Source organism: Curtobacterium herbarum, from assembly GCF_016907335.1.
GTDB lineage: Bacteria > Actinomycetota > Actinomycetes > Actinomycetales > Microbacteriaceae > Curtobacterium > Curtobacterium herbarum.
The window spans coordinates 2,077,865-2,093,183 of sequence record NZ_JAFBBT010000001.1; the positions used below are offsets into that span (position 1 = coordinate 2,077,865).

The window sequence follows — 15,319 nt, forward strand, 5'->3', positions numbered from 1 at the left end:
CCTCCCGTCCGGACGGACCAGGCGGATCAGGCGGAGACGAGCTCCGGCGCACCCGAGGCCGCGCCCGCGCGCACCGCGCGGTTCACAGCGGAGACGATCGCCTTGAGCGACGCGGTCGCGATGTCGGCGTCGATCCCGACACCCCAGAGCCGCACCCCGTCGACGTCGAGCTCGACGTAGGACGCCGCCTGCGCGTCACCCGAGGCGCTCATCGTGTGCTCGGAGTAGTCGTACAGCGTGACGGCGACGCCCTGGTCCGCCATCACCGACAGGAACGCGTCGATCGGACCGGTGCCGACCGCCTCGGCCGCGACGGTGCCCTCGTCGACGCGCATCGCGACCGACAGCTTCGTCGTGCCGTCGAAGTCGCTCGACGTGGCGGTCTTCGTGATCTCGTACCGGCCCCACTTGTCGTCGTCGACGTGGGCGGGCAGGTACTCGTCGTGGAACAGGTCCCAGATGCGCTCGGAGGTGAACTCGCCACCCTCGGCGTCCGTGCGCTGCTGCACGACACCGCTGAACTCGATCTGCAGCTTGCGGGGCAGGTCGAGCGCGTGGTCGGTCTTCAGCAGGTACGCGACGCCGCCCTTGCCGGACTGCGAGTTGACGCGGATGACGGCCTCGTACGAGCGGCCGATGTCCTTCGGGTCGACGGGCAGGTACGGCACCGCCCAGACGACGTCGTCGACGCCGACACCTTCGGCGGTCGCGCGGGCCTCCAGCGCTTCGAGGCCCTTCTTGATGGCGTCCTGGTGCGAGCCGCTGAAGGCCGTGTAGACCAGGTCCCCGGCCCACGGCTGGCGCTCGGGCACCGGCAGCTGGTTGCAGTACTCGACGGTGCGCTTGACCTGGTCGATGTCCGAGAAGTCGATCTCCGGGTCGATGCCCTGCGTGAACAGGTTCATGCCCAGCGCGACGAGGTCGACGTTGCCGGTCCGCTCGCCGTTGCCGAACAGGCAGCCCTCGATGCGGTCGGCGCCGGCCATGTAGCCGAGCTCGGCGGCGGCGACGGCGGTGCCGCGGTCGTTGTGGGGGTGCAGCGACAGGATGACGTCCTCGCGGTGGGCGAGGTTGCGCGACATCCACTCGATCGAGTCGGCGTAGACGTTCGGGGTCGCCATCTCGACGGTCGCGGGCAGGTTGATGATGACCTTGCGCTCGGGCGTCGGCTGGAAGACCTCGAGCACCGCGTTGCAGATCTGCACCGCGACCTCGAGCTCGGTGCCCGTGTAGGACTCCGGCGAGTACTCGTAGTAGACGGTGGTGTCGTGCTGCAGCCGGGCCTCGGCCGCCTTGCACATGTGCGCGCCGGCGACGGCGATGTCGACGACACCCTGCACGTCGGTGCGGAAGACGACCTCGCGCTGCACGATGCTCGTCGAGTTGTACAGGTGGACGATGGCCTGCTTCGCGCCGTCGATCGCCTCGTACGTGCGGTCGATGAGGTGCTCGCGCGCCTGGGTCAGGACCTGGATCGTGACGTCGTCGGGGATCGCACCCTCGTCGATCAGGCTGCGGACGAAGTCGAAGTCGGTCTGCGAGGCGCTGGGGAACCCGACCTCGATCTCCTTGTAGCCCATCCGGACGAGCAGGTCGAACATGGCGCGCTTGCGTTCGGCGTCCATCGGGTCGATGAGTGCCTGGTTGCCGTCACGCAGGTCGACGGCACACCAGCGGGGCGCACGGTCGATCTGCTTCGTCGGCCAGGTGCGGTCGGGCAGGTCGACGGTGATCTGCTCGGAGAAGGGGACGTACTTGTGGATCGGCATCCCGGAGGGGCGCTGCGCGTTCTGCATCGGTTCGCTTTCGTCGGTGTGGTTGCGGTGCGGCCACGACGGACTCCGCGACGAGGTGGGCCGGTTGTCAGGCCTCGTCGCGGCGACGAAGGAGGAGGAGTGCCGAGTACATCGGGTTCACGCTAGCACCGGAGGGCGCCGACGGCGCACCGTGTGACGGACGGACCACGCGCCGGACGGACCACCTGACGGACGCACCACGTGACGGACGGGAGGCACGGCACCCGCTGGCACCGTGCCTCCCGTCCGTGACGTGGTCACCACTCAGTCGACGGCCAGCGCCTCGGTCGGCGGCACGCGCATCGCGCGCCGGACCGGAGCGACGGTCGCGACGACCGCCAGGACGAGCGCCCCGACCACCACGACCGCGATGGTCGTCGGCGGCAGCACCGGCGCGGTGACCGAGCGGAGCGTGCCGAGGAGCGTCTGCCCGCCGAGCCAGCCGTAGGCGGTGCCGAGCACGAGCCCGGTGACGACGGCCGCGACGACCATCTGGACGGCCTCGGTGACGATCATCCGCCGGACCTGCGCACCGGTCAGCCCGAGGACGCGGAGCAGGCCGAGCTCCCGGCGACGCTGCAGCACGCCGAGGGCCAGGGCGTTCACGACCCCGACGGCGGCGATCACGGCCGAGAAGCCGACGATCACGCTGACCACGGCGTCGAGCTGCACGAAGAAGCTGCGCTGTTCGTCGAGCATCGCGGGCGTGATGCCGCTCTGCCCGGACAGCGCGGACTCGGTGACGTGCTGCATGATCCCGAGCGCGACGGCGAACGTGACGAGCAGCGTGACGCCGATGACGAGTCCGATGGTGGCGCGGGCCGTGCGTGCCGGGGCGCGCATCGCGTTCCGGCCGGCGAGCAGGACCACGGGGTCGTGCGACCCGATCCGCCCGATCAGCTGCAGGATCGGCGGCATCACGATGGTGGCGCCGACCGCGACCCCGGCGAACGAGACGAACCCGCCGAGCGCCGCGGGCAGGACCGCCAGGGGCGTCGCGCCGCTGAGGGCCAGGCCGATCAGTGCGAGCAGTGCGCCGACGGCCATGAGCACGATCGCCCAGACCTTCCGCGCGGTGCCGGTGCGGACGTCCTCGTGGCTGGGCTCGACGCTCGAGGACAGCGCCTGCAGCGGGGTGACGGTGAGCACGCGTCGAGACCCGGCGGCGAAGGCGCCCCAGGTGGCCAGCACGACGGCGACCACGGGCAGCACGAGCTCCCAGGGCAGGAGCGTGTACGAGCGGTCGGGCAGGAACCCGTTGCCGCGGAGCACGGCGACGAACACCGCGGAGAGACCGGTCCCGACGACGGCGCCGATGAGCCCGCCGAGCAGGCCGACGACGAGCCCGGTGCGGGTGATCCGGGCACGGAGCGAGGCCCCGGTGGCGCCGACGAGCCGCTGCAGCGCGATCACGCGGGTCTGGCCGGCGATGAGCGTCGCGCAGGTGTTGGCGGTCACGATGGCGCCGACGTACAGGGCGATGCCGAGCGCCAGCCAGCCGATCACCGACAGGATGGCCTTGACCGAGCTGACGTCGTCGAGGCCGGTGGCGGAGATCGCCTCGGTGACGATGCCCGGGGCGATGACGAGCGCGGACCCGAAGGTCGTGCCGAGTGCGGCGACCAGGATCGTCGGGGCGAACTGCCGCACGCCGTTCGTGCTGCCGGTCACGCCGCCGCCTCCATGCCGAGCATCGTGGCGGAGATCTCGGCGGCACCCGTGCGGGGCCGGTCGTCGACGACGCGGCCGTCGGCGAGGAACAGGATCCGGTCGGCGTTCGCGGCGGCGACCGGGTCGTGCGTCACCATGACGACGCTCTGACCCCAGTCGTCGACGGCGCCGCGGAGGATCGCGAGCACGTCCCGCCCGGTCCGGGAGTCGAGCGCACCGGTCGGCTCGTCGGCGACGACGACGGCCGGGCGCGAGGCGAGGGCGCGGGCGATGGCGACGCGCTGCTGCTGCCCGCCGGAGAGCTCGTGCGGCCGGTGGCTCAGGCGGTTCCCGAGCCCGAGCATCTCGACCAGACGGTCGATCCACGCGGTCTCGTCGCGGTCCGGCTTGTGCCCACCGAGCAGGAACGGCAGCCGGATGTTCTCGCTGACGTCGAGCGTCGGCACGAGGTTGAACGACTGGAACACGAAGCCCAGACGTCGACGACGGAGTTCGGTGAGCTCGCGGTCGCCGAGCCCGGTGATGTCCGCGCCGTTGATCGTGATCCGACCGGCGGACACCTGGTCGAGGCCAGCCGCGACGTGCATGAGCGTGGACTTGCCGGAACCGGAGGGGCCCATCACCGCGGTGAACTCGCCGGCACCGATGTCGACGCTGACGTCGTCCAGCGCCGTCACCCGGCGCGCGGCGTCACCGTAGTGCTTGGAGACATGGTCGAGACGGATGATCGGAGCGTGGTTGGTCATGACTCCACCATCGCGTCCGGGAGGCCCGTCCCGCGTCCGCCGCGGGACCTCGGTCCGTCATCCCCACGGTGGGCATCTGCGGCCGGTGTCCTCCGAGCGGATGAGGCTCAGTCGGCTCGACTGACGAGGCCGTGCTGGTGCGCGAACACGACGAGGCGCACCCGGTCGCGCAGCTCGAGCTTGGTGAGGACCCGCGAGATGTGGGTCTTCACCGTCGCCTCGCTGACGTACTCGTGCGCGGCGATCTCGGCGTTGCTGAGCCCACGTGCCGCCAGGTCGAAGATCTCGCGCTCCCGGGGCGTCAGGCCGGCGAAGGCCGCGGGCACCGTGGACCGCACCTCCGCCGGGTCCTCGTAGCGACGGAGGAGTTCGCGGGTCGCCGAGGCGGCGAACACCGTCGTGCCGGCGTGCACGGTGCGGATCGCCGCGAGCAGGAACTCCGGGTCGGCGTCCTTCAGCACGAAGCCGCTCGCCCCGGCGCGGATGGCCTTCGCCGCGGCCTCGTCGAAGTCGAACGTGGTGAGGACGAGCACCTTGGCGTCGGAACCGCTCGAGACGATGTCGGCAGTGGCGCTGATGCCGTCCTTCACCGGCATCCGGATGTCCATGAGCACGACGTCCGGGCGGTTCCGGCGGACGAGTTCGATGCCCTCGGCACCGTCGCCGGCCTCCCCCACGAACTGCAGGTCGGGCTGGGAGCCGATGAGCATCCGGATGCCGGTGCGGAACAGCGCCTGGTCGTCGACCAGGGCGACGCGGATCCGGGCCGGTCCGGGGGTGCTCGTGGTCGTGGTCGTGTCCGTCATCGCCTGCTCGTCATCGGTTGGTCGTGATCGTGTTCCGGGGCATCTGTCCGGTCGCCGGCTGGGCGGGCATCCGGACCGCCACGGCGAAGTCCTCGCCCCGGGGCCCCGCCGTCATGCTCCCGCCGGACATGGTGGCACGCTCCCGCATGCCGACCAGTCCGTGGCCGGTGCCGGGTCCGGGTCGGTCGTCCTCGGCGCGGCGGTTCACCACGTCGATCTCGACCGTGTCCGGACGGTAGGTCAGGCGTGCCCGGACGGTGCTGCCGGGAGCCCCGTGCTTGTACGCGTTCGTCAGGCTCTCCTGCACGATCCGGTACACGGCGAGCTGCGTGGTGGTCGGCAGCGTGGACGAGTCGCCCGCGCGCTCGACCTCCACCTCGAGCCCGACGTCGCGCATCTGCCCGACGAGCCGCTCGATGTCGTCGATGTCCGGGGTCGGCGCGGTGCCCTGCTCGTGCCGGAGTGCCCCGAGCAGCTCGCGGACGTCGCCGAGCGCACGGCGGGCGGTCGCACCGATGGTGTCGAGGGCCTCGTCGGCGACCGCGGGGTCGGCACGGAGGGCGTAGCGGGCGCCGTCGGCCTGCGCGATCACGACCGCGAGCGAGTGCGCCACGATGTCGTGCATGTCGCGGGCGATCCGGACGCGTTCCTGCTCGATCGCGACGTTCCGGTCGGCCCGGGCGGCGTCGCGTTCGGCCAGCAGTTGAGCCTCCCGGCTCATCCGGGCGGAGCGGCGGGCCCGGACGGCCAGACCGGCGAGCCAGGGCAGCAACAGGACGGCCAGGACGACGACGAACAGCATCGCGCCGTACTGCACGGCACCGTTCAGGGTCTCCCGGCCCCCGATGCCCTGCACGCCGTAGATGCGGACGCCCATGTAGGTGCCGGCGACGACCGAGCCGACGAACGCCGAGACGAGCCCGGCGATCCGGATGCGCCGGGTGCCGTAGACGCTCGTGGTGTACAGCACGCCGGAGATGAACAGGTCGGCGAGGCCGGCGTTCTGCATCGTCGCCATCTGGACGACGGCGCCGACCCAGGCGATCCCGAGTGCGAGCCCCGGGGCGACCCGGCGGAGTGCGAGCGACAGGGCCAGGATGCCGGTGGTGACGAGGCCCGTGAGCGCGTCGATCCCCTGCGCCGACACGATGGCGACGAGCGCACCGAGGAGCAGCGCCGTGCCGATGTCGACGACGAGCTGGGTGCGGAGGACGGGACGGAACACGACCCCACGGTACGGCGCGCGGGCGGCCAGCGCGTCCGACCGTGGGATGACCCGGGTCAGAAGCCGAGTCGGCCGAGCTGCTTCGGGTCGCGCTGCCACTCCTTGGCGACCTTCACGCGGATGTTCAGGTAGACGTGACGACCGAGCAGCCCCTCGATCTCGACCCGGGCCCGGGTACCGACGTCCTTGAGACGACCGCCCTTGTGCCCGATGACGATCGACTTCTGGCTGTCCCGCTCGACGAACAGGTTCGCGAAGATGCGCAGCGGTCCGTTCGGGTCGTCATCGCCGTCCGGTTCGACCATGTCCTCGATGACGACCGCGAGCGAGTGCGGCAGTTCGTCGCGGACGCCCTCGAGCGCGGCTTCGCGGATGAGTTCGCCGATCCGCTCCTCGTCGGTCTCCTCCGTCACCGCGAGGTCGTCGTAGAGCTGCGGCGACTCCGGCAGCAGTGACACGACCTCGTCGATCAGGTCCTCGAGCTGCAGGCCCTCGGTACCGGAGGTCGGGATGATCGCGTCCCACTCGCGGAGGCGCGACACCGCGAGCAACTGCTCGGCGATCTTCTCCTTGCCGGAGCGGTCGATCTTCGTGACGATGGCGATCTTCTTGGCCCGCGGGTACTGGTCGAGGGTGTCGTTGATGAACCGGTCACCCGGCCCGATCGGCTCGTTCGCCGGCACGCAGAAGCCGATCACGTCGACGTCGCCGAGCGTGGACTGCACGAGGTCGTTGAGGCGCTCGCCCAAGAGCGTGCGTGGGCGGTGCACACCGGGGGTGTCGACGACGATGACCTGCCCGTGCGGGCGGTGCACGATGCCGCGGATCGCCCGCCGGGTGGTCTGCGGCTTCGACGAGGTGATGGCGACCTTCTGGCCGACCAGGGCGTTCGTCAGCGTCGACTTGCCGACGTTCGGGCGGCCGACGAAGGAGACGAACCCCGCGCGGTAGGGAGCCGTCGTCGCCGGTGTGGTGTCGGGTCCGGAGTCGGTCATGTGGATCGTGTTCCCGTCGTGGAGTGGTCGGAGTCACCGAAGGCCTGTTCGGCGGACGCCAGGTCGGCGGTCCGCTCGGCGATCACGGTGATGAGGTGGCGGCGCTTGCCCTCGACGCGGTCCGCGATGAGCAGGACCCCGGAGACCGTGACGGTGTCCCCGGCGGAGGGCAGGTGACCGAGCTCCTTGGTGAGCAGGCCGCCGGCGGTGTCGACGTCGTCGTCGTCGAGCTCGATGCCGAACAGGTCGCCGAGCTCGTCGATCGGCAGTCGGGCCGAGATGCGCCACCGGCCGGGCTCGATCTCGGCGCGGTCGACCACGGCGCGGTCGTACTCGTCCGAGATGTCACCGACGAGTTCCTCGATGAGGTCCTCCATCGTGACCAGGCCCGCGACGCCGCCGTACTCGTCGACGACCAGCACCAGGTGGTTCTTCGCCAGCTGCATGTGGCGCAGGGTCTCGTCGGCGGGCTTCGACTCCGGCAGGAACTCGGCCGGCCGGAGCATGCTGCGCACCGGGCGGGTGCCGACCTCGGGGCGCTCGTAGAGGCCCCGGGCCAGGTCGCGGAGGTACGCGACGCCGAGCACGTCGTCGCTGTCGCGGCCGATCACCGGCATCCGGGAGACACCGGTCGCCAGGAACTGCTCCATCACGGCGGCGACGGTGTCGTGGGCGTCCGCGGTGACCATGTCGGTGCGCGGCACCATCACCTCGCGCACCAGGGTGTCGCTGAACGCGAAGACCGAGTGGATGAGTTCGCGGTCGTCGGCCTCGAGCACGTTGCTCTCGGTCGCCTCGTCGACCAGGGACAGCAGCTGCTCTTCGCTCGAGACGCTCGACGCGCTGCGGACCCGGCCCGGGGTGACCCGGTCGCCGATCGCGACGAGGAGCCCGGCGAGCGGACCGAGCACGATGCGGACACCGCGGACCAGTCCCCCGGTCGCCGCGATGATGCCCTCGGCGTGGGCCCGTCCGACGCTGCGGGGGCTCGACCCGACGAGCACGAACGACACCGCGGTCATGACGGCCGCGGAGACGATGAGGGCGACCCACCACGTGTCGAACACCGTCACGAGGGCGATCGTCACGAGCACCGCGGCGGCCGTCTCGGCGAGGACACGGAAGAAGTTCAGCGCGTTGACGTGGGCGCCCGGGTCGTCCGCCAGCGCCTCGATCGCACGGCGGCGCTTGCTACCGCGGGCGATCTCCTCGAGGTCGGCGCGCGAGAGCACCGACAGGGCGGAGTCGGCGGCCGCGAGCAGTCCACCGAGGACGACCAGCACGAACGCCACCGCGAGCAGACCGGCGACGAGCAGCACTGCGGTCACCGCCCCCGGCGCTGGGCGGCGAAGGCGGCCAGGATCTCGCCCTGCAGACCGAACATCTCGGCCTTCTCCTCCGGCTCCGCGTGGTCGAAGCCGAGCAGGTGGAGGATGCCGTGGCAGGTCAGCAGCAGGATCTCGTCGAGCGTCGAGTGACCGGCGGTCTTCGCCTGCTCCTCGGCGACCTGCGGGCAGACGACGATGTCGCCGAGGAGCCCCGCGGGCGTCGGCTCGTCCTCGGTGCCCGGGCGGAGCTCGTCCATCGGGAAGCTCAGGACGTCGGTCGGACCGGGCTCGTCCATCCACCGGACGTGCAGCTGCTCCATCGCGCCCTCGTCGACGAACACGATCGCGAGCTCGGCGTCGGCGTGCACGTGCATGGCGTCGAGTGCGAAGGCGGCGAGACGCTGCACCACGTCCTCGTCCACGCCCACACCGGACTCGTTGTTGAGCTCGATGCTCACCGGGTGCCTCCTCGGCGTTCGTCCTGCTGGTGGGGGCGCGTGGCGGCCTGTTCGACGAGACGTTCCTCGTCGTAGACGGTGTACGCGTCGACGATCCGGCCGACCAGGGTGTGGCGGACCACGTCCTCGCTGCCGAGGCGGGCGAAGTGGATGTCGTCGACGTCCTGCAGGATCCGGGTCACCAGGCGGAGGCCCGAGACGTTGCCCGGCAGGTCGACCTGGGTGATGTCGCCCGTGATGGCCATCTTCGAGCCGAAGCCCAGACGGGTGAGGAACATCTTCATCTGCTCGGGCGTGGTGTTCTGCGCCTCGTCGAGGACGACGAACGAGTCGTTGAGCGTCCGGCCGCGCATGTACGCCAGCGGCGCGACCTCGACCGTGCCGGCGGCCAGGAGCTTCGGGACCAGCTCGGGGTCCATCATCTCGTTGAGCGCGTCGTACAGCGGGCGGAGGTACGGGTCGATCTTGTCGGTCAGCGTGCCGGGCAGGAACCCGAGGCGCTCACCGGCCTCGACCGCGGGACGGGTCAAGATGATGCGCGAGACCTCGCGTCGCTGCAGGGCCTGCACCGCCTTCGCCATCGCCAGGTACGTCTTGCCGGTACCGGCCGGGCCGATGCCGAACGTGATGGTGTGCTCGTCGATGGCGTCGACGTAGGCACGCTGACCGTCCGTCTTCGGGCGCACCGACTTGCCGCGGCTCGACACGATCGGGGTGCCGAACACGCCCGACGGGCTGCGCTCTTCGTCGATGATCCGAGCCGAGGTGGGGATGTCGGTCTGGCCGATGTCCTGCCCGCGCCGGACCATGCCGACGAGTTCGTCCACCAGGGCCCGGGCACGGGTGACGTCGCGCTCCGGCCCGGACAGCGTGACCTGGTTGCCGCGCACCAGGACGCGGACCGACGGGTACTGGCGTTCGACCGTCTTCAACAGGCGGTCCTGCGGGCCGAGCAACTGCACCATGGCGATGCCGTCGACGGTGAGTTCGGAGGTCGAGACGGGCTCCGAGACGGACTGCGGCTCGGTGGTGGCTGGTTCGTCAGCTGGCAAGGGTGCCTTCCTGCAGGTCTCCTGCGAGTACGTGCGCGTGCACGTGGAACACGGTCTGGCCGGCGGCTTCGCCGGTGTTGAACACGAGTCGGAACTGTCCGCCGGCGCGCTCGTCGGCGATGCGCTGGGCGGTCTGGACGACGTGCGCGAGCAGGTCGGGGTCGGCTGCTGCGAGCTCACCGACGTTCGCGTACGCCGGGGTCTTCGGCACGACCAGCACGTGCACGGGGGCCTTCGGGGCGATGTCCTCGAACGCGATGACGCGGTCGTCCTCGGCGACGATGGTCGCCGGGATCTCGCGCGCGACGATCTTCGTGAAGACGCTGGGCTCGGTGCTGGTCATGGGCACCATCGTAGAACGCGCGACCGACGCCGCGCCGTCCCGGTGTCCCCCGGTGCTCCGATCCACGCCGGACCGGCTCACCAGCGTCCGAGCCGCGACTGCAGGACGGCCAGCGCAGCCGGGCCCGCGGTCGAGGTCCGGAGCACGGTGTCGCCGAGTCGGACCCGGACCGCGCCGGCCGCTTCGAGCCGCTCGAGCTCGGACGGCTCGATGCCGCCCTCCGGTCCGACCACCAGGGCGATCTCGTCGACGTCGGTCGGCGGCTCCCAGGTGGCGAGCCGCACCGAGGCGGTCGGTTCCAGCAGGACCAGCTGGCGGCGTGCCTCCCGGCCGTCCTCCGTCGCCGCCGCACCCGCACCGCCGGCGAGCTGGGCCGTCGTCACCGGGGCGACCACCTCGGGGACCCGGGCGCGCACGGCCTGCTTCGCGGCCTCCTGCGCGATCGCCGCCCATCGGGCGCGACCCTTCTCGACCTTCGGGCCGTCCCAGCGCGACACGCTGCGCGCCGCAGACCACGGCACGACCCGGTCGACACCGATCTCGGTCGCGGCCTGCACGGCCATCTCGTCACGGCCGCCCTTGGCGAGCGCCTGCACGAGGGTCAGCGCGGGTCGCGGCGCCGGTTCGACGCCGACCGACGCGACCGTGAGCAGGAGCGAGTCCTTGCCCACCGTCGCGACCGTGCCGGCGACGACCGTGCCGCGGCCGTCCGAGAGCCGGAGCTGCTCGCCGACACGCACCCGCGACACCGTCACGGCGTGGCGACCCTCGGCGCCGTCGAGCGCCACCTGGCCGCCCACCGTGACGTCGTCGAGGGTGTCGACGAGGTAGAGCGAGGCCATCAGAAGTTGAAGAACCGGTCGCGGATCTTGCCGAACATGCCCTGCTGGAAGCGGGACAGCTGCGGGGAGCCGGCCTTGTGCGACTTCGCGAGCTGTTCGACCAGCTGCCGTTCCTTGTGCGAGAGCTTGCTCGGCGTGACGACCTGGATGCCGACCTTGAGGTCCCCTCGGCCGGAGCCACGGAGCTTCGTGACGCCGCGGTCCTTGATGACGAGCACGTCGGCGCTCTGCACGCCCGGGCGGAGTTCGAGCTCCACCGGTCCGTCGAGACCGTCGATCGTCGTCGTGGCACCGAGGATCGCGTCGGTCATCGGGACCTCGAGCGTGGCGAGCAGGTCGTCGCCGTCGCGGCTGAAGACGTCGTGGTGCCGGACGCGGACCTCGAGGTACAGGTCGCCGGCGGGGCCACCGGCGGGGCCGACCTCGCCCTGACCGGGCATCTGCAGGCGGAGGCCCGAGTCGACGCCGGCGGGCACGTCGACCGGCACGGTGCGACGGGCGCGGACGCGGCCCTGGCCCTGGCAGGTCGGGCACGGGTTCGGGATGACGGTGCCGTAGCCGCGGCAGGTGCCACAGGGGGCGCTCGTCACGACGTTGCCGAGGAGCGAGCGGACCTGGCGCTGGATGTGGCCGGTCCCACCGCAGATGTCGCACGTCTGCGGGCTCGTGCCGGGGGCGCAGCAGGAACCGGCGCACGTGTCGCAGAGCACCGCGGTGTCGACCTCGAGGTCCTTGTGCGTGCCGAAGACGACCTCGTCCAGGTCGACCTCGAGTCGGAGCAGGGCGTCGCCACCGCGCTCGGCACGGCTGCGCGGACCGGTCCCCCGGCCGCCGCCACCACCGCCGCCACCGAAGAAGGCGTCGAAGATGTCGCTGAACCCGCCGGCACCGGCGCCGAACCCGCCGTCCTGGGGGCCGGCGTCGAAGCGGCGGCGCTGCTCGGGGTCACTCAGGACGTCGTACGCGTGCGTGACGTCCTTGAAGCGTTCTGCGGCGTCGGGACTCGGGTTCACGTCCGGGTGCAGTTCGCGGGCGAGCCGCCGGTACGCCTTCTTGATGTCGGCGTCGGAGGCGTCGCGCGGGACGCCGAGGACGTCGTAGTGGTCTGCCAAGTGTTCCTCAGGGGGTGCGTGGGTGGACGGGGTGGGAGGGGCGTCCGGCGATCAGTTCTCGCCGAGCAGCCGGGACAGGTAACGGGCGACCGCTCGGACGGCGGCCATGTTCGTGCCGTAGTCCATCCTGGTCGGACCGAGGACGCCCAGTCGGGCGATCTCACCGCGGGCGGCCAGGTAGCCGCCGGCGACGATGCTCGTGGCGTCGAGACCGTACTCGGCGTTCTCACGCCCGATGCTCGCCGCCACGGCGATGTCGTCGACCTGCATCTCGCCGAACAACCGGAGCAGGGTGACCTGTTCCTCGATCGCCTCGAGCACGGGGAAGAGCCCGCCGGAGAAGTCCTGCTCGCTCTTCGCCAGGTTCGCGGCGCCCGCCATCAGCAGGCGGTCCTGCCGGTTGGCGGCGACCTGTTCGACCAGGCTGGCGACCACGACACCGGCGAGCGGCTGGACCGCGGGCCGGAGCTGGCCGGGGATCGCGCGGAGCGCCGGCGGGGCGTCCTGCAGCGGGAGCCCGACGGTCGCGCCGTTGACCAGGGTGCGGAGTTCGGCGAGCGCGGACTCGTCGAAGGGCACGTCCGTCTCGATGACGCGCTGCTCGACCCGGGCGGTGTCCGTGATGAGGACCACCATCAACCGGGTGTCGGCGAGCCGGACGAGCTCGACGTGCTGGACCCGGGCGTGCCCCATCGTCGGGTACTGCACGAGGGCCACCTGGTTCGTCAGCTGGCTGAGCAGCCGGACGGTGCGGGTGAGGACGTCGTCGAGGTCGTTCGAGGCGCCCAGGAACGTCTCGATCGCCTGACGCTGTGCGCCGGAGAGCGGGCGGGCGGCGGCCAGGTGGTCGACGAACACCCGGTAGCCCTTGTCGGTGGGGACCCGGCCGGACGAGGTGTGCGGGGCGATGATGAGCTGCTCGTCCTCGAGCTGGGCCATGTCGTTGCGGATCGTCGCGGCGCTGACCCCGAAGGCGTGCCGGTCGACGATGGTCTTCGAGCCGACGGGTTCGCGCGAGGCGACGTAGTCACGCACGATGGCCTTGAGGACCTCGAGGCTCCGTTCGCTGACCATCGGTTCCCTCCGCTCCTGTCGTTCCGCACCGGCTGGCACTCTCACATGCCGAGTGCTGATCCTACGCCTGACCGCCGACCGGACGGGACTTCTCCACGGGCGTCTCGGTACGCTGCGGGCATGAGCGACGGACACGGACCCGGCGGACCCGGCGACCAGTACCCGGGCGGCGGGCAGCCCGCCGGCGGCAAGGCGGGCGGGCAGTACGGCGGTGGGCAGTACGGCGGCGGCCAGCAGCCCGGGGACCAGTACCCCGCCGGCTACCGGCCCCCGCAGCCGATGACCCCGGAGGACCAGCGGCTCTGGGCGACCCTGACGCACGTCGGCGGCATCTTCTCGAACGTCCTGGTGCCCGTCATCGCCTTCTTCGTGCTGCGTGACCGCGGGCAGTTCGTCCGGGAGCACACCCGGGTGGCGCTGAACTTCCACATCACGATGGCCATCGCCTACTTCGCCGGGATCCTGACGTCGGTGCTCGGCATCGGCTTCCTCGTCATCACGGCCGCCGGCATCGTCTCGATCGTCTTCGGCATCCTGGCCGCCCTCGCCGCGAACCAGGGGCAGTTCTACCGCTACCCGCTCGCGATCGAGTTCATCAAGCAGTAGCGAACGCGCGCCCCAGCGACCACGTGCACGCGGCGCCGTCCGCTCAGTCGAGCAGGTCGCGCACCACGGCGTCGGCGAGCAGCCGTCCGGACAGCGTCAGCTCGAGCGTCCCGCCCAGCGCCGCCCGCCCGTCCACGAGACCACGTGCGATGAGGCCGGCGACGCGGCCACGCGCCTCCCGGCGGAGCTCGTCGATCCGCAGCTCACCGCGGACCCGCGCCGCGAGCAGGACCCGCTCGACGTACCGGGTCTCGTCGTCCAGGGTCTCGCGGCCCGCGGCCGGGGACACGTCCTGCAGCACCTTGCCCGCGTAGGCGGCCGGGTGCTTGACGTTCCACCAGCGGGTGCCGGCGACGGCCGAGTGTGCGCCCGGGCCGATGCCCCACCAGTCGTGGCCCTTCCAGTAGGACAGGTTGTGCCGGCTGGCGTGCTCGGGGCCGCGCGACCAGTTCGAGACCTCGTACCAGTCGTAGCCGGCGTCGCCGAGCACCTGGTCGGCGAGCTCGTACATGTCGGCAGCCAGGTCGTCGTCCGGCGCGGGCAGTTCGCCGCGTGCGACGGCCCGGCCCATCGCGGTGCCGTCCTCGACGATCAGCGAGTACGCCGACACGTGGTCCGGGGCGCAGGCGATGGCCGCGTCGAGCGAGGTGCGCCAGTCGTCGAGCGACTCCCCCGGCGTCGAGTAGATGAGGTCGAGGCTGACGTCGAGGCCCTGCTGCTTCGCCAGGTCCACCACGACCGGCACCCGCTCGGGGTCGTGCGTGCGGTCGAGGGTCGCGAGCACGTGCGGCACCGCGGACTGCATGCCGTAGCTCATCCGGGTGAAGCCGGCGCGCTGCAGCGTCGCGATCGAGTCCGCGTCGACGGAGTCCGGGTTCGCCTCGGTCGTGACCTCGGCACCGGGCACGATCCCCCACGTGTCGTCGATCGCCCGGAGGATCATCGCCAGGTCGGACGCCGGCAGCATCGTCGGGGTGCCGCCGCCGAAGAACACCGTCGAGACCGGGCGACGCGGGACCCCGGAGCGCTCGAGCACCTGGTCCGCGAACGCGATCTCGCGCAGGGCGTGGCCGGCGTAGTCGTCACGCCGCACCCCGCGCAGTTCGGACGCCGTGTACGTGTTGAAGTCGCAGTAGCCGCAGCGCACCCGGCAGAAGGGCACGTGCACGTAGACGCCGAACGGGACGTCGCCCGCTCCGGCTGCCGGTGCGACCAGTCCGTCCGACGGAGCGGGATCGGCGATCGGGAGAGCACTCGGCATGGAG

At 71.5% G+C, this 15,319-nt stretch carries 15 protein-coding genes; 1 reads left to right on the forward strand and 14 read right to left on the reverse strand.

Features of this window, described 5'->3' with window-relative positions; genetic code table 11:
* Nucleotides 1-26: 26 nt before the first annotated feature.
* From leuA to hrcA, 13 genes are all read right to left on the reverse strand, one after another.
* Nucleotides 27-1,796, reverse strand: coding sequence for a 2-isopropylmalate synthase (gene leuA, locus JOD51_RS09965; RefSeq protein ID WP_204608117.1), 1,770 nt, complete (start codon nucleotides 1,794-1,796; stop codon nucleotides 27-29).
* Nucleotides 1,797-2,060: 264 nt separating this feature from the next.
* Nucleotides 2,061-3,467 (reverse strand): ABC transporter permease, encoded by a 1,407-nt coding sequence (locus JOD51_RS17550; RefSeq protein WP_204608118.1) that lies wholly within the window; start codon nucleotides 3,465-3,467, stop codon nucleotides 2,061-2,063.
* Nucleotides 3,464-4,213, reverse strand: coding sequence for an ABC transporter ATP-binding protein (locus JOD51_RS09975; RefSeq protein WP_204608119.1), 750 nt, complete (start codon nucleotides 4,211-4,213; stop codon nucleotides 3,464-3,466). The genes JOD51_RS17550 and JOD51_RS09975 overlap by 4 nt, the downstream gene beginning before the upstream one ends.
* 107 nt (nucleotides 4,214-4,320) lie before the next feature.
* Complete coding sequence (locus JOD51_RS09980; RefSeq protein WP_204608120.1) at nucleotides 4,321-5,019, reverse strand: response regulator; 699 nt, start codon at nucleotides 5,017-5,019, stop codon at nucleotides 4,321-4,323.
* 10 nt (nucleotides 5,020-5,029) lie between these two features.
* On the reverse strand, nucleotides 5,030-6,244 hold the full coding sequence (locus JOD51_RS17555; RefSeq protein ID WP_204608121.1) for a sensor histidine kinase: 1,215 nt from the start codon (nucleotides 6,242-6,244) through the stop codon (nucleotides 5,030-5,032).
* A 56-nt stretch (nucleotides 6,245-6,300) separates the two neighbouring features.
* The gene (era, locus tag JOD51_RS09990; protein WP_204608122.1) at nucleotides 6,301-7,239 is read right to left on the reverse strand and encodes a GTPase Era; all 939 of its coding nucleotides are present in this window, start codon (nucleotides 7,237-7,239) and stop codon (nucleotides 6,301-6,303) included.
* The gene (locus tag JOD51_RS09995; RefSeq protein ID WP_204611064.1) at nucleotides 7,236-8,558 is read right to left on the reverse strand and encodes a hemolysin family protein; all 1,323 of its coding nucleotides are present in this window, start codon (nucleotides 8,556-8,558) and stop codon (nucleotides 7,236-7,238) included. Before JOD51_RS09995 ends, era begins: the two co-directional genes overlap by 4 nt.
* Before the next feature lie 5 nt (nucleotides 8,559-8,563).
* On the reverse strand, nucleotides 8,564-9,025 hold the full coding sequence (ybeY, locus tag JOD51_RS10000) for an rRNA maturation RNase YbeY (protein WP_204608123.1): 462 nt from the start codon (nucleotides 9,023-9,025) through the stop codon (nucleotides 8,564-8,566).
* Nucleotides 9,022-10,077 (reverse strand): PhoH family protein, encoded by a 1,056-nt coding sequence (locus tag JOD51_RS10005; RefSeq protein WP_204608124.1) that lies wholly within the window; start codon nucleotides 10,075-10,077, stop codon nucleotides 9,022-9,024. The genes ybeY and JOD51_RS10005 overlap by 4 nt, the downstream gene beginning before the upstream one ends.
* Complete coding sequence (locus JOD51_RS10010) at nucleotides 10,067-10,420, reverse strand: histidine triad nucleotide-binding protein (RefSeq protein ID WP_204608125.1); 354 nt, start codon at nucleotides 10,418-10,420, stop codon at nucleotides 10,067-10,069. Before JOD51_RS10010 ends, JOD51_RS10005 begins: the two co-directional genes overlap by 11 nt.
* Nucleotides 10,421-10,497: 77 nt before the next feature.
* Nucleotides 10,498-11,262, reverse strand: a complete 765-nt coding sequence (locus JOD51_RS10015; protein ID WP_204608126.1) for a 16S rRNA (uracil(1498)-N(3))-methyltransferase — start codon at nucleotides 11,260-11,262, stop codon at nucleotides 10,498-10,500.
* A complete protein-coding gene (dnaJ, locus tag JOD51_RS10020) occupies nucleotides 11,262-12,374 on the reverse strand; it encodes a molecular chaperone DnaJ (protein ID WP_204608127.1) in 1,113 nt (370 codons plus the stop codon). The genes JOD51_RS10015 and dnaJ overlap by 1 nt, the downstream gene beginning before the upstream one ends.
* 51 nt (nucleotides 12,375-12,425) lie before the next feature.
* Nucleotides 12,426-13,448, reverse strand: coding sequence for a heat-inducible transcriptional repressor HrcA (hrcA, locus tag JOD51_RS10025; protein WP_204608128.1), 1,023 nt, complete (start codon nucleotides 13,446-13,448; stop codon nucleotides 12,426-12,428).
* Nucleotides 13,449-13,568: 120 nt separating this feature from the next.
* Here hrcA and JOD51_RS10030 point away from each other — a divergent pair, with 120 nt between their 5' ends.
* Nucleotides 13,569-14,054 (forward strand): DUF4870 domain-containing protein, encoded by a 486-nt coding sequence (locus JOD51_RS10030; RefSeq protein ID WP_239539834.1) that lies wholly within the window; start codon nucleotides 13,569-13,571, stop codon nucleotides 14,052-14,054.
* 43 nt (nucleotides 14,055-14,097) lie between these two features.
* On the opposite strand, the gene hemW is transcribed toward JOD51_RS10030, so the two are convergent.
* On the reverse strand, nucleotides 14,098-15,315 hold the full coding sequence (gene hemW, locus JOD51_RS10035; RefSeq protein WP_204608129.1) for a radical SAM family heme chaperone HemW: 1,218 nt from the start codon (nucleotides 15,313-15,315) through the stop codon (nucleotides 14,098-14,100).
* Between the last annotated feature and the right edge of the window lie 4 nt (nucleotides 15,316-15,319).

Coding starts and splice junctions, on each gene's coding strand:
- leuA (WP_204608117.1), bottom strand. CDS start 1,796: ATGCAGAACGCGCAGCGCCCCTCCGGGATGCCGATCCACAAGTACGTC.
- JOD51_RS09975 (WP_204608119.1), bottom strand. CDS start 4,213: ATGACCAACCACGCTCCGATCATCCGTCTCGACCATGTCTCCAAGCAC.
- JOD51_RS09980 (WP_204608120.1), bottom strand. CDS start 5,019: ATGACGGACACGACCACGACCACGAGCACCCCCGGACCGGCCCGGATC.
- era (WP_204608122.1), bottom strand. CDS start 7,239: ATGACCGACTCCGGACCCGACACCACACCGGCGACGACGGCTCCCTAC.
- JOD51_RS10010 (WP_204608125.1), bottom strand. CDS start 10,420: ATGACCAGCACCGAGCCCAGCGTCTTCACGAAGATCGTCGCGCGCGAG.
- JOD51_RS10015 (WP_204608126.1), bottom strand. CDS start 11,262: ATGGCCTCGCTCTACCTCGTCGACACCCTCGACGACGTCACGGTGGGC.
- hrcA (WP_204608128.1), bottom strand. CDS start 13,448: ATGGTCAGCGAACGGAGCCTCGAGGTCCTCAAGGCCATCGTGCGTGAC.
- JOD51_RS10030 (WP_239539834.1), top strand. CDS start 13,569: ATGAGCGACGGACACGGACCCGGCGGACCCGGCGACCAGTACCCGGGC.
- hemW (WP_204608129.1), bottom strand. CDS start 15,315: ATGCCGAGTGCTCTCCCGATCGCCGATCCCGCTCCGTCGGACGGACTG.